Raw genomic sequence first — 14,967 nt, 5'->3', positions numbered from 1 at the left:
ATTCGATAAAAAGAGCCAACACATGATTTTATCCAAGATAACTGGCAAGAATGGTCTTGCCCGGGAGGTCATATGAAGAAACCGATCTTTGCATTATTTGTCGTATGTATTATTCTTTCAACTGTCATCTGCGGACGTCGAGAAGAAGAAATCGATATAGTGACTCAACGTATGCTTCTAACAGGAGACACTATTCCCCTCCAGGTCACGCATATTTCACCATTAGGAAAAACAGAAGGGTCGCTCGAGACATTCAAAATTCTTGTCGGATTCAACCAACCAATGATACCGCTGCAGCAAATCGATAAAGATGAAAAGTCAGGTCCTTTGAAGATCGAGCCACAGCTGCGCGGTAAGTACCGGTGGATGGGCACCCGCACGTTGGCGTTCATCCCCGATGATACACTTATATCGGCCACGAAGTTCACTGTGAGACTCAACAGAGAGAAGATCAAATCACTTACCGGCATGGCCCTTCTACGGGATACCTCATGGTCGTTCGAGAGCATACGGCCAAGGCTGTTGTCATCTGTTCCTTATCACAACGCGCAGTTCATTGAATTGAACGCGAACATCTACCTGAATTTCAATACTGACATGTCACCTGACAGGGTTCGTGACAAGATGAAGATATACTATACCAGGGGCATGCCATCACGGGTCTGGTGCGGCCAGGTGAAATCCGGAACGCCGCACTTCCGTGGTGAATTGTCCTATAAAGTACGTAATCTGAGCGATGATGAAAAGGAAGAATATCCTCTCAAGCAATGGGAGAATTCCGCAACACTCGTACTCGTCCCCAAAGAGAAGTTGCCTGTGGAATCTCAGATCGAAGTTGTTCTGCATCCTGGACTGCTCGCTAAACATGGAAACCTCGGCGCTGAAGATGAAAATATTATTAGATTCAATACGTATAACGAGTTCGCGCTGATCGGATTCAATCGTACTACACCTGGGGAGGGAGCCCTGCAGCTTTGTTTTTCTAATCGGGTGGTCATGAAAGACCTGGTGAAGAATATCTCGGTAGAACCTGCGGTCGAGATCCCTCCAGAATACAGCGACGACGAATGGTCAACTAACGAGATATACCTCTATTTGCCGTTCGTCCAAGGCAAAGACCACGATATACGTATCAGTAAAGATCTGCAGGATATTTATGGGAATCGGCTTGACGACGAGTACCGCTTCAAATTCACGAGAGGTGACTTCACACCGCATGTCGAGATGCCGACTGGAATAAACCTTGTCGAGGCAGAAAGCGACCTGAGATTTCCTATTACAGTTGTCAATGTCGATAGTGTGTATGTTCAATTAGCGAAATTGGGTATCGACCAAGCAGTGCCATTCCTAAATACACCAGAACTTTTCTGGTCAAACAAGAAATTCATTCCACGAACCAGTGATTTCTTCCGGATATCCCGTAACTGGTATATTAACTCGCGGAAGAACTTCCATAATCAGCAGATGCTCGTACCGGTTGAACTGACCGATATCCTGGGTGATGCAAGGAACGGTTTGGTATTCATGCAGCTTGATAATCTGGGGCAGAGCCGTTACAGTACAAGCTATCGTTATTCAAGAGCATTTGTTGAGGTCAGCGATATCGGTGTTACCTGGAAATATTCGCCCGAGAATAATCTCATTTGGGCAACTTCGCTTTATGATACGAGACCCCTGCATCGTGTCAGGGTGCAGATCCGCAATAATGACAACCGTATACTCTGGGAAGGATTTACAGACTCGAACGGATTCTGCGAATCGCCTGGTTGGTATGAACTGGGTCTTGGTTCACCACCTGTATCATATGAGAGCGAAAGCGAATATGAGTCCTATGAATGGTCAGTATACGATGAACCGAAATTCTGGCTGACCCTGTCGTTAGCAAATGACGCTGCAGTATATTCAAACCAGTGGAGTTTCGGTATTGACCCATGGCGATTTAACATCTCATATAATTGGTACGCGCAACCCGAAGAATACGAGGCTTACATCTTCACCGAAAAGGGTTTATACCGTGCAGGTGAATCCGTCCACCTCAAAGGCATTATACGAAAGAAAACAAAAGGTCAGTGGGTCATTCCTGACGTGAACCGGGTCGTCTTCAAAGTACGCGACGCACGTGACGAAGAGATGATCGTCGATACTCTTCAAATAGACAGATACGGTTCGTTTGTTGAGAATATCTCTCTGGAAGATGATGCGCCTACCGGTGTCTATTCAGTGAGTGTGACCTTTCCGGGCAAACCGGTCTCTTTCTTCCGATCGTTCAGGGTTGAAGCCTACCGGCCTGCAGAATTCGAGGTCAATGTAACAGCACAGAAGGATACTTTTATCGCCGGTGAATCCTTCAATGGCATAATACAAGGCAACTATCTCTTTGGCATGCCGATGAAAGATGCTGCAGTCACCTGGAGCATCAGACGAAGTCACTATCGGCTGAGTTTTCCCGCGCATAAGGGGTACGTATTCGGTGAGTACGACGCAGACCGTGAGCGCGAACTGCTGGGTTCCGGAACCGGCAAGCTCAATCAGAAAGGTGAATATGCTGCATCGGCCCGGCTGTCGCAAAAGGATATTTACTCACCATCACTGATCTATCTGGAAGGAACGGTGACGGCCCCAAATATGACCACGGTAAGCAAGGAGCAGAACTGGCTTGCGCTGAATGCTGAATATCTTATCGGATTGAAGACCGACAAATACGTGTACGTTCTGGATGATACCGTTAAGCTTGATGTCATAACGGTGAAACCGTCAGGTGAAAAGGTCGACGGTCGCAACATTATCGTGGAGGTTTTCAGGCGCGAGTGGAAGTCGATAAAGAAAGCGCGTCTAGGCGGTCGATATGAGTGGGTTTCCGAGCAAGTCGACACGAAGATTTCCAGTCACAAGATCAAGAGCAGTGAAAAGACGTTCGTCGCGGTAATACCCGATGCACCGGGCTTTTACTACACCCGTGCCTATGGCAAGGATGACCGGGGCAGGATTTCGAGCACACGCAGGTATTACTACGTGGCAGGTCGTGGACATGCGGGTTGGGAAATGCGGGATGATGATATCATAGAAATGGTTGCCGATAAAGAGCAATACGAGATCGGAGATACTGCACGCATCCTTGTCAAATCACCCTATGATTCCGCACGATGCCTCGTAACCGTCGAGAGGGAACTCGTCATCGATAGATTCACTCAGGTACTGCGAGGTAACGCCGATTATATTGAACTGCCGATAAGATCACATTATCTACCCAATATATATGTTTGCGTGTCTCTGCTTCGGGGTCGCGTCAAGGATCTATCCTGGGATGAAGAGAAGGAACAGGACCTTGGTAAACCTCAATTCAAGATCGGGTACCTGAATCTGATGGTCAACGCCGTTGAGAAGAGATTACAGGTGAGCGTCAGTCCTGATCGAAAGGACTACCGGCCACGCGATACTGTTGCTTTGGATCTTGTAGTAAAAGATAACAATGGCAAAACCGTAGCAGGCAGCGACGTTGCCCTTTTCGTTGTTGACCTTGGTGTTCTCAACCTCATAGATTTCAGGACACCAAACCCGTTCGATCACTTCTACGGCACCAGGTCGCTGTCGGTGAGGACGATCGAATCACGAGTGAATATACTCGGTGAGCGTAACTACGGCGAGAAGGGCGAGGAAAGAGGTGGAGGAGGCGCCTTTGCCGAAGGTGTTGCTTACCGTGAAAAATTCATTGCAACGGCATTCTACAAAGGAAATCTGAGAACGGGCAACGATGGTAAAGCCAGAGTGCGTTTCGAACTACCAGACAATCTGACGAAATTCAGAATAATGGCCGTGGTACAGACTGCAAACTCTCAATTCGGCTCTGCTGAATCGACGCTCGTCGTCAGCCTGCCTTTCATGATCACTCCATCGATTCCAAGATTCTTGCGCGTCGGTGACGAGTTCAGGGCTGGGGTCGTCTTGCACAACCGTACTGACAAGAAAGAGAAAGCCATTGTTGAGTGCCTCGTATCAGGGCTTGAGCAACTTGAGCCGAAACAGCAGGAAATGACCCTAATGCCGAATAGCAGTGCAGAAATACTCTTCAGGTTCAACGCACGCAATGCTGGCGAAGCGACATTCGAATTCAAATCCCGTATGGGTGATAAAAAGGATGCGTTAAAACTCAAAATACCGGTCATCATGCCACCGCTGTTTGAAGCCGTGGCAACCTCTGGTTCGACCATCGATTCATCGCTTGAGGCAATAGTCGTTCCGTCACAGATCGACGAACACCTGGGTGGAATCGAGATATCGTTATCACCCACGTTCCTTGCCGGCATGGACCAGGGTATTGATTTCCTTTGGAATTACCCTTACTACTGCCTTGAGCAAATACTCTCCAAGATACTTCCACTGATCACAGGCGGCGAATTGATCGACCAGTTCAAGCTTGCACCGGTTTCTGGTAAAGAACTGCGTGACACCGTTCAAGCCGTGTTGAATAAGGTCCCCGAATACCAGAAAGGTGATGGCGGATTCGTCTATTTCAAAGAGTCCAACATTCCATGTCCGTACCTGTCGGCATATACATTGTATGTTCTTCACCGTGCAAGGGAAGCAGGCTATCATGTCGATCAGCAGGTTGTCACTAAAGGCGTTGGTTTCTTGCGCGAGGTGTTACGGTGGCAGGATGTCGATTGGACTTATCCCTATGATGAAGATACGCGTCTGACCACGAAGGCCTTTTGTCTGTATTCTCTTGCGCTCTGGGGAACAAATGAACATGCGTATGCTGCGCGTCTCTTTGAACGGCGCAATAAACTGGGTATATTCGGCAAGGTAATGCTTCTCAAAGCAGGCCGCATGCTCGATATGGGTAATAATTTCGAGAACGAACTGCGAGCCATTCTCGTCAACAAGATTAAGTTATCGCATACCAGCGCGCATTTTGAAGAAAGCATGGGACGGGGGTGGACATTCCCCTCACCAGCGAAGGTTACCGCCGCAGTGATACAGGCATTCATGGAACTGGACATATCCTTTCCGTATTCAAGCGAGGTGATGAGCTGGCTCGTGCAGGAGAGAGCAAAGAGCACCAAACCAACCACTCATGAGAACGCGTTCGTTTTTGATGCTTTCCTGACCTATTATAAAAAATATGAACGGGAGGTTCCCGATTTCACCGCGCGTGTACTTCTTGGCGTGGAAGAATTGGTGAAGCAATCCTTCAAGGGCAGAACTAATCTGGCGCCTGAGAAGTTCAATATATCACTCGACCATGTGCCGAAGGATACCATTCTTCCGGTTAGAATAATAAAGGATGGCAGCGGTCGCGTCTATTACACCCTACGAATGAAATACGCTCTGGCAGAAAAGCCGTACCCCTATGACGGGGGCTTCTATGTCTGGAAGGAAATACTATCAGTCGATGACAAACCCGTGCGGCGGTTCAAGAGAGGAGACGTATATAAGGTTGTCGTCCACGTCGTCACTCCGGAAACAAGACTCTTCGCAGTTGTTGAAGATCCCGTGCCTGCAGGTTTCACCCCGATTCAGTCCTTCATGGCAACGGAATCACGTGGCGTAAGGGAACAGTATATGGAAGCCAGATACGAGGAGAGAGGGCATTGGTGGGGTGGATTCGACCATACTGAATTCTATGATGATAGAGTGTTGTTCTTCGCCGAACAACTCTTCGCTGGTGAGCACACGAAGATATATTTTGTGCGTGCGGCATCCGAGGGCAAATTCCTCCGTCCCCAGACCCAGGTGCAGGAAATGTATTCACCTGAAGTGTTCGGCAATTCAACTCAGGGTCACGTGACCATACAGTAAGGGAAATGAAGTATCCATTATCGGTTCTGTTTGCGGCACTGGTTATCTTTATCATAGTACCGCTTCCTTCAAACCAACTTTATCCAACGGATTTCTGCTCAAAGCAGATCTGCGACCGAAACGGCGAACTGCTACGCGAGGTGCTCTCGCACGACTACAAAACAAGCGTCTGGGTATCAATCAACGACATCTCACCTTCTATGATAAAAGCGACGATCCTCAGGGAAGATAAACGGTTTCTCTTCCATCATGGCGTGGATCCTTTTGCACTGATCCGAGCATGTTTTTTGAACATGGCACGTGGAAAGATAGTATCAGGCGGCTCGACCATCACCATGCAGGTGGTAAAGATGTGCCTTAATCTCAAGAGCCGGAGCGTGCTAAGCAAGATATTGGAGATAATTTATGCATTGAAAATGGAGCTACACCTTACAAAGTCACGGATAATGGAGATCTACCTGAACCGGGCCCCGTATGGTAATCAGACTTACGGGGTCGAAGCCGCGTCGCGATTTTATTTCAGAAAGAGCGCCGGCCATCTCTCTTATGGCGAATCCTGTATGCTTGCGGTAATTCCCCGGGCACCAGCGCTCATGAATCCCTATACTAGTCTTGCAGGCGTAGATGTTGCACGCAAAAGACTGCTAAACTATCTACTTGAGCAACACTTCATTGATGCTGAAACTCACGATATTACGTCACGAGAGGAAATCAACCTGGTAGACCGTAGGATCAATTTCGAAGCGCCTCATTTTGTCGATTATGTACTTACCCGTATTTCTACCATGCGTATGAATAATGTCACAAGAATCATGACAACGATCGACCTGGGTCTGCAGACCGACCTTGAGAAAATGCTTAGCACTACGCTTCGTTCACTGCGTGGCTACAGTGCGAATCAAGGAGCAGTTATGGTCGCTAGTGTCAGAACCGGGGAGATCCTGGCCATGGTAGGGTCCAAGGACTATTTTGATGCAAAGGAAGGCCAGGTCAATGGCTGTATTTCTCCAAGACAACCCGGGTCAAGCATAAAACCCTTCCTCTACGCGCTGGCTTTAACATCGGGTATGTCTTTAGTAGATTTCTTACCGGATACGGTCATTGAATTCCGCCTCCATGACGGCACCAATTTCGTACCAAGGAACTACGGGCAGAAATATCATGGTCCAACTCGACTGCGTGAGGCATTAGCATCATCGTTCAATGTACCTGCGGTTTACCTTATCGAAGAACTTGGGATTGAACGGTTCTACACTCTGCTGAAGCAACTCCGTTTTAATGGTCTGGATAGAGGTGCTAAGCATTATGGTTTGTCGCTGAGTCTTGGTGCAGGTGAGGTCACGCTCAGTGAATTAGTCAATGCTTATCGTGCACTTGCGCTGGGAGGTCGTATCGGAGAGCTTCGTTTTGTCTGTAAAGCCTACAGTCGCGGAGATAAGGCGGTCGCGCCCGACACAAACACAGATGAGCGCGTGTTCTCGCCCGAGGTTGCTTATCTGATCAGCGATATTCTCTCCGACAACGCGGGCAGGTTCAAAGCTTTTGGAACGGACAGTCCGTTGAATTTACCGTTTGTCTGTGCGGTAAAGACCGGTACATCCAAGGATTACCGCGATAACTGGTGCATTGGATACACTACCGACTACGTCGTGGGGGTGTGGGTGGGTAATTTCAGCGGCGCGCCCATGCAGGGTGTATCCGGCATAACAGGCGCTGCGCCTTTATTCCGTGACGTCATGATCGAATTACACAGGGATGAATACCCGACAGCATTCAGTCCTCCGACCACACTGGAGAAAAGACACATCTGCTTACGTACTGGAGCCCTCGCGCGTACCACATGTCCCAATCAGATCGAAGAGAGTTTTCTTCCGGGAACTTCTCCAGTCGATAGTTGCCGCGGGATTGAACAAGATAGATCGATGGCTGCAATTCACAGAAGAAACGGAGTAAACGCACACGAGACCGCAAGGACACTGACCATTCTCAATCCGGGAGAAGGTGATGTCTTCAGGATCGATCCTCAGGTATCTATAGCATCACAGAGCATCAGATTCAGGATCAGAACAGTTGACTCCACAGAATCAGTCCGACTGATCTTGGACGGCAAAGCGATCGCGATTGAACAGTCCCCATTTGAGTTCCTGTGGCAACCAACCCGGGGTAAACATATTCTCGAAGCGTTATCCAAAGAAGGAGATAACGAATCAAATGACCGGATCGCTTTTACTGTTTATTGAAATGAATAATATTAAGATTTTGCATGAAGTTATCGCATCTAATCATGTGAAACAACGGATTATATGGTACCCTTAAAGTTAAATGTAATATATTAATTATGAAAGAACCAAGGGACAACGAAACAGGATTGGTGGTAATACCCCCTCCAGAAATAAGAAACGAGATAAACATGTGGCGGCGTGTATTCAAAGCCTACGAGAGTATGATAACACCGCATATCACGATTTTGTACCCTTTCATACCAGAAGAGATTTGGAACAAATCGCGCCGCGATATCGAGAATCAATTGAATGATATCAAGCCCTTTGAAATCAAGCTTCGTGAATTGGGAACCTTTGTCCGCGATGAATCTATACTCTGGTTGAAACCCGAAAATGGTGGCAATCTAATAAAGATCAATACGAGAATGCATGGTCTTTTCGCTAAATACATCGTCCCTTCTGTGCTTGCCTACGTGCCGCACCTTACCATAGGTGCTTTTGACAAAATTGAGGACCTGTTAAAAGCCCGGGCAACGGTACAAAAGCAGCTCAAACCTTTACAGTTTACTGTAGAACGCGTGATATACGCAGTCTTTGAGGATGCAGGCTGGCGTATACATGACACGATTTCATTAACTTGAGGAGATCTTGATGAAGAAGATGGTCAGTGGTGTCACAATTGAATTTACAAAAGGCAATATCGCCGCCCAGAAGGGCATAGATGCAATTGTGAATGCCGCAAATGCCCGGTTACAGAGCGGTGGTGGTGTCGCCGGTGCGATCCACAGCGCGGCAGGACCAGCACTGACCGTCGAGTGTGAGAAGTTCGCACCGATCAAACCGGGCGAGGCTGTTATCACGGGTGCTTATAAGCTTCCTAACAAAAACATCATACACTGTCTCGGGCCCGTGTATGGACACGATGAACCGGCTGCTGTGTTGCTGGCTAATTGCTATAGAAATTCGCTGAATATCGCCGAGCAGAACAAGATGGGCTCGATAGCTTTTCCGGCAATTTCCACCGGAGCATTCGGCTATCCACTCGAAGCGGCAGCTGAGATTGCGGTCAGGACTATTCTGGAATCAATACCTGGACTACGCTATGTAAGGCGAGTAAGATTCGTGCTCTATACTAACGAGCATCGCGAAGTCTTCGAAGAATTCTTGCTGCTTCTTCTCGCAGAAGCGCGAAAAATGTAGATTTCGCACGTTGTAAAATAGAGTTCACCGGTGATTGAGCTGGTTGAAGTTCTTTGAGTTAACCTTACTTGATTATGACCACCCTCATCGTGGCATCATTTGCTTTGCTGCGGAATGAGATAACTGTTATGTTCCTCTTGCGCAGATCTGATTTCTTGATCCTCCCGCTCGTTTCGACCCGTCGCTGACTATCCGCCGATGTCAAAGGCGATTCGAGGATTTTCCACAATGCCGGCAATTCAGATAGATTCTTCCCGATGATTTCCTCATCCATACCGAGAAGATTCGTGGCCGCGCTGTTGGCGTAGACAATTCTCAGGTCGTAGGACAGGACCAAACACGCTTCTTTCATTTCTTCAATGGTACTACGGAATTGCTTCTCAAGCTCGACAATTCTCTCTGTTTTCAGATCATTATATAGTTTTAGATTGAATATCGCATCTTGGAAGGCATTATACAATTCACTGAATTCGCCGCCTTTTTCCATCCCGGCGAGTTTGAGTCCGGCGTCGCCCTTGCTTATTGCTTTTAATGTTCTTGTTATCCGTTGGAAGGGCAGCAACACATATCTGGGGAAATATATTATCAAATATGCCAGGAGCAGCAACGTAATAATAAAAATCGTCAGGGTGTTTCGCTGTGCCTTGAATCCGTAACGAACTCCTTCCTCGCTGTGCTTGGCAAGATCTGTTTGTGCCTGCGCCACAATCTGTCCGGAGAGGCTGAGAACGGCTGTGCTCGTTTCCCTGAGTTCGGTGAGCAGACGTGCCTTTTCTGTCGAGAGTTTTGTCGTTGCAGCGAGCGTCAGTACATTCAGATCGGACAACCAGGCGGGTAAGGAATCTTCCTTCGAGCTGCGACTAACTGTCTTCTTCAATTGTTCTTCGTAGTCGACCAATTGTCTCTGTAACATGGATAAAGCCCGCGGGTCTTCCTGGAATGTTGCTGCAAGGACCGCGATATCGCTCCTGTAATTCTCAAGGAAGAGACTGATCGAATCCAGTTTGCCCGCATGCTCTGGAGCGATCCTTTTTGCATCCTCCACGTTAGAACCGATCTGTGAGATCAGCTTGAAGGCCTGTCCGATGTAGGTCGAATCCAAATAGATTATGAAATTCTTTTCTTCTCTGCGGGCGTCGAGTATCTTAATTGAAATATCCCGCCCCAGATCAACGAGTTTGGCATCCCTCAGTGTGATCTGGTTGATGCGCGAGATCATCGCATTCATGTACAACAGTGAAACGAGCGCAGTCCCGAGTGAAAGAGAAACTGCGACCACGAGAACGAGTCTTATCTTACCCTTGCTCGACAGCAATTATTTTTTCTCCTTCTGAGAGATACTCATCCGCTCAAGATTCTCATCTGCGCCTACTACAACAAGAATATCACCTTTTTTAATTCTGTCATCCGGGCCCGGAACATCGTTCACCTCAACTGTGTGTGTTATTTTTCCGTCTTCATTGACCTTGGGTACTTTCCGCTGTATGGCGATAATATTCAGTCCATAGTTCTTGCGGAAGTCCAATTCCCTGAGGCTCTTACCAATGAAATCGGGTCCGGCTTCGATCTCGACGAGGCTATGACCCGTGGTAAGAACCACATGTTGATAAATCTCGGGCGACAGCAACCTTTTTGCCAGGTCTTCACCCATCTGTTCCTCAATGACAATGACCGTATCCGCGCCGACCGATTTCAATACATGCGCATATAGTTGATTGATTGCACGGGCATAAATCCTGGATATGCCCAATTTTTTCAGGATCGCGGTGATCAGTATGGCTTCTTCTTGATTATCTCCGAGCGCAACGACTGCGGCATCGACGTCCTGGATTTCAGCAGCCTTCATCGCATCTTCGTCTGTCGAGTCGAGTACTATCGCTGCTGATACTTGTTCTTTGATGCTCTCAACACTATCCCGGTTTTTATCGATGGCGATGACATCTGCGCCTTTTTCCGCAAGGGTTACTGCAACCTTTCTACCAAAGGCACCTAACCCGATAACGGCGAATTGCGCCATATTACCTCCTTTAGCCTATCATGACCTTTGCTGCGGGGTATTCGATCTTCTCTCTCCTCAGCACGCGCGTCAGGGCGAAACCCAGGGTAAGAGGACCTAATCTGCCGCCATACATCAATATGATTATAAGCAGTTTACCGATAATTGTCAAATCCGGTGTGATCCCCATAGACAGTCCAACTGTTCCAAAAGCGCTCACTGCTTCGAAGAGCAGCGGCAGAAAAGGTTTGTTCTCGAAAGCGAGCAACAGTAGAAAAACCGACGTAAGGAGCAATAGGGTACCCACGACTATGGCAAGCGCCTTATAGACTACCGTGCTTGGAATAGTCCGTTTGAACACTTCTATATCTGCTTTTCCTTGTAGTATGTTCTTCAGCGACAACAGTAGTATGGCAAAGGTAGTCGTCTTTATCCCACCACCGGTTGAACCGGGCGATGCGCCAATGAACATCAGTATCATCATGATAGTAAGTGATATCGCGGATAGTGATGCGATCGGGATAGTATTGAAACCAGCAGTTCGGGGCGTCACCGACTGAAACAGTGCACCCCAGATCTTGGCAGTAACGGGATAATTCAGAAATGCACCGTCGAACTCGAAGAAGAAAAAGGCTATGAATCCCGCAATCACAAGCAACGCTGATGTCGTCAGGACCAATCTTGAGTGAGTGGACAGAAAACGTCGCGGTTTGTTGATCCTTTGCGTAATCTCGTAAACTACTATGAAGCCAATACCGCCGCAGATTATCAATCCCATGATTATGAAGTTGACCAACGGGTCGCCGATATAACCTTCCAGCGAGTCAGAGAACAGAGAAAAACCCGCGTTGCAGAAGGCAGAAACAGAATGAAATACGCTAATGTATATCGATTGGAGAGGGTCTTTGAAAACGAACACCCACCGTAGAAAGAGAACGACTGCGCCTGCAAACTCTATCACGAAGGTCATCTTGAACACATATATGATCATGCTCAAAACATTTCTGTCCTCATCCATCATATCCTGCAGCATACCCTTCTGACCGAGCGTAAACCGACCGAAGAGCAAGGCAAGAAAGGCCGAATATGACATGATACCCAGTCCGCCAAGCTGGATTAGAACCAGTATCACCATCTGTCCAAAACCGGAGAAATAGGTTGGTGTGTCTTGAACGATGAGACCGGTCACACACGTGGCCGAGGTTGCCGTGAAGAGCGCGTCTATGAAGGTCGCGCCACGTCCATCGGTCGTGGCCGCGGGAAAGGTAAGGAGCAGGGTACCACCGAGGATCGCTCCCAAGAAACTCAACGCAATAACCTGGGTAGTGTTGAAACGAACACCGCGCACCAGGCTCGAGAATTTTCTGGTTCTCGTAAAGGCTTTGACGATAACGGCGATATTGCGTATGACAATGATACCGACACCTGCACGCGGTGTCACTATGTTCAAAACAAATGGCACAAAGACCAGAAGATCAAGCCAGTTCCTCTGCAGATAGTGCTTCTTTGGAAAGGTGTAGTAAAAATTCAGCAATGCATCAAAAAGATAGGCCGCAAACACTACATAGTCCAGTATCGTCGATGCAGCTGCAAGTACTTTCGGCAGCTGCCACCTCAGTCCCGATTGGATAATGATCAGAAAGAGTGCGAAGAAAGTTACACCGTAGACATATTTCTTATACTTGAAAACCCAATCCGGCGTTTTAGTCCCGGTTTTGATAGTTCGTAGCGTTAGCCACCACTTCATTTCCGATAGTATATTTCTGGTTCGTCCATTGTCAATGAACGTGTTTCTGTCAGTAAAACCTTGATTTCATCTACACTGTGCATATAATCTATAAAGGAGTGAGGATGCCCAAATACGGCAGTAGAAAAGCACGCAAAGCTGGGCTACCACCCGGTACGCTTGTCCATGTAGGGGATAAACAGACAGAAAAGGTCAAGATCACAATAATTGACTACGATGAGTCCGCCATTGAATCAAAAGAAATCGCGAAAGTTGAGGAATGCTTTCCTTTCAAAGACAAACCAACTGTAACCTGGATTAATGTCGATGGTATCCATGACGTCGATATCATAGAAAAGATCGGCAATAACTATGGTTTACATCCCCTTTTGCTCGAAGATATCATGCATGCAGAACAAAGACCTAAGATCGAGGATTTCGAAAATTACCTTTTCCTTGTGCTCAAGATGCTCTCATTCGATGAAAAAGAACATGTAATAAGAATTGAACAGGTCAGTCTCGTGCTCGGTCCGAGTTATGTCATTTCTTTTCAGGAAAGGGAGGGTGATGTATTCGATCCGGTGAGGGAACGCATAAGAAATGCAAAAGGACGCATTAGAAAAATGGGTGCCGACTACCTCGCCTATGCCTTATTGGATTCTATCGTGGACAGTTATTTCCTGATCCTTGAGAAGATCGGTGACAAAATCGAAGGGCTGGAGGAAGACCTCATAGCAAATCCCGATGCGAAAACACTACAGACTATTCACTATTTGAAACGAGAGATGATATTCTTACGGCGCTCGGTCTGGCCGCTGCGTGAGGTAATAAGCGGCATGTCACGGAAGGAATCGAGTCTCATAAAGGAATCCACCGAAATATTCCTGCGTGATGTATACGACCATACTATCCAGGTCATCGATACCATAGAGAATTATCGCGACATGGTATCTGGAATGCTCGACATATATTTATCGAGCATCAGTAACAGGATGAACGAAGTGATGAAGGTCTTGACCATATTCGCCGCGATCTTCATTCCTTTGACCTTTGTCGCAGGAATATACGGGATGAATTTCTCGTTTATGCCCGAACTTGGCTGGAAGTGGGGATATTTCGGCGTGCTGGCGATCATGGCCAGCATCGGAATTTCAATGTTGATTTACTTCAAAAGAAAACACTGGCTCTGAACAACCGAGAGGTTGAGAAGATGAGAGGATATGAAGATGAGAAAAGGAACTAGCGAAATTAACGAACCTAACGAAATTAACGAGAGTAACAGGATGAGCGAACCTTACAAACCCAAGGAAGGTATTAAGAAGTAGCCAGACGTCCTCCCATCTCACTATATTTCCTCGCATTCACTAATCTTCCTCCCCCTTGATGGGGGAGGATAAAGGTGGGGGTGAGTATGAAACTGAACGCAAGAAGGAAATCTATTGTCAAGAAATTGCGTAGAAACATGACTCAAGCAGAAGCAAGAGTGTGGAACAGATTACGGAACAAACAGTTGGGTCTAAAATTCCGCAGACAGCAGTCAATAGGCAAATACATTGCTGATTTCGCTTGTTATGAGAAAAAGATTATCATTGAGATCGATGGCGGACAGCATTCCGAAGAAGAGGGCGATAAAGCAAGGGACGATTTCTTCAAAAAACAAGGCTATACTGTTCTACGGTTTTGGAACAATGATGTGCTCAGGAATACCGACGGTGTATTAGAGTCAATAGTCAAAGCGATTCACCCTCCCCATGATCCCCTCCCATCAAAGGGAGGTGAATGAATAGTGAGTAGATCCCCTATCATTTACTAACCTGCCTCCCCTTGATGGGGGAGGATAAAGGTGGGGGTGAGTGAATAGTGAGTAGATCCCCTATCATTTACTAATCTGCCTCTCCCTTGATGGGGGAGGATAAAGGTAGGGGTGAGTGAATAGTGAGTAGATCCCCTATCATTTACTAACCTGCCTCCCCTTGATGGGGGAGGATAAAGGTGGGGGTGAATGAATAGTGAGTTGATCCCCT

General features: G+C 47.3%; 9 protein-coding genes. 6 read left to right on the top strand and 3 right to left on the bottom strand.

Translation table 11 applies throughout. From position 1 onward, the window contains the following. Window positions 1-72 precede the first annotated feature (72 nt). The 4 genes from OEV79_01195 (at window position 73) to OEV79_01180 (ending at window position 9,221) form a co-directional block, all read left to right on the top strand. Window positions 73-5,799 carry an MG2 domain-containing protein gene (locus OEV79_01195; protein ID MDH4210052.1) on the top strand — a complete coding sequence of 1,909 codons (5,727 nt, stop codon included), beginning with the start codon at window positions 73-75 and terminating at the stop codon, window positions 5,797-5,799. 5 nt (window positions 5,800-5,804) lie between these two features. Beyond that, window positions 5,805-8,039, top strand: coding sequence for a penicillin-binding protein 1C (gene pbpC, locus OEV79_01190; protein ID MDH4210051.1), 2,235 nt, complete (start codon window positions 5,805-5,807; stop codon window positions 8,037-8,039). A 98-nt stretch (window positions 8,040-8,137) separates the two neighbouring features. After that, complete coding sequence (locus tag OEV79_01185; GenBank protein ID MDH4210050.1) at window positions 8,138-8,662, top strand: 2'-5' RNA ligase family protein; 525 nt, start codon at window positions 8,138-8,140, stop codon at window positions 8,660-8,662. A gap of 10 nt (window positions 8,663-8,672) precedes the next feature. After that, the gene (locus OEV79_01180) at window positions 8,673-9,221 is read left to right on the top strand and encodes a macro domain-containing protein (protein ID MDH4210049.1); all 549 of its coding nucleotides are present in this window, start codon (window positions 8,673-8,675) and stop codon (window positions 9,219-9,221) included. Window positions 9,222-9,285: 64 nt separating this feature from the next. Here the strand turns inward: OEV79_01180 and OEV79_01175 are convergent, their stop codons facing one another. From OEV79_01175 to OEV79_01165, 3 genes are read right to left on the bottom strand one after another with little or no spacing between them, the layout of a single operon-like run. Next, on the bottom strand, window positions 9,286-10,536 hold the full coding sequence (locus tag OEV79_01175) for a PAS domain S-box protein (protein MDH4210048.1): 1,251 nt from the start codon (window positions 10,534-10,536) through the stop codon (window positions 9,286-9,288). Continuing rightward, the gene (locus tag OEV79_01170; GenBank protein MDH4210047.1) at window positions 10,537-11,238 is read right to left on the bottom strand and encodes a TrkA family potassium uptake protein; all 702 of its coding nucleotides are present in this window, start codon (window positions 11,236-11,238) and stop codon (window positions 10,537-10,539) included. A gap of 10 nt (window positions 11,239-11,248) precedes the next feature. After that, entirely contained in the window at window positions 11,249-12,964 is a 1,716-nt protein-coding gene (locus OEV79_01165) for a TrkH family potassium uptake protein (GenBank protein MDH4210046.1), read from the bottom strand. 104 nt (window positions 12,965-13,068) lie between these two features. Between OEV79_01165 and corA the strand changes: the two genes are divergently transcribed. Together corA and OEV79_01155 are read left to right on the top strand one after the other, a co-directional pair. Then, window positions 13,069-14,133 carry a magnesium/cobalt transporter CorA gene (gene corA / locus OEV79_01160; protein ID MDH4210045.1) on the top strand — a complete coding sequence of 355 codons (1,065 nt, stop codon included), beginning with the start codon at window positions 13,069-13,071 and terminating at the stop codon, window positions 14,131-14,133. Between the two features lie 221 nt (window positions 14,134-14,354). Then, window positions 14,355-14,726 carry an endonuclease domain-containing protein gene (locus OEV79_01155; GenBank protein MDH4210044.1) on the top strand — a complete coding sequence of 124 codons (372 nt, stop codon included), beginning with the start codon at window positions 14,355-14,357 and terminating at the stop codon, window positions 14,724-14,726. Window positions 14,727-14,967 lie beyond the last annotated feature (241 nt).

The organism is candidate division WOR-3 bacterium (genome assembly GCA_029858255.1).
Lineage (GTDB): Bacteria > Hydrothermota > Tepidihabitantia > SM23-42 > SM23-42 > SM23-42.
This window is presented reverse-complemented; position numbering and strand designations above follow the sequence as displayed.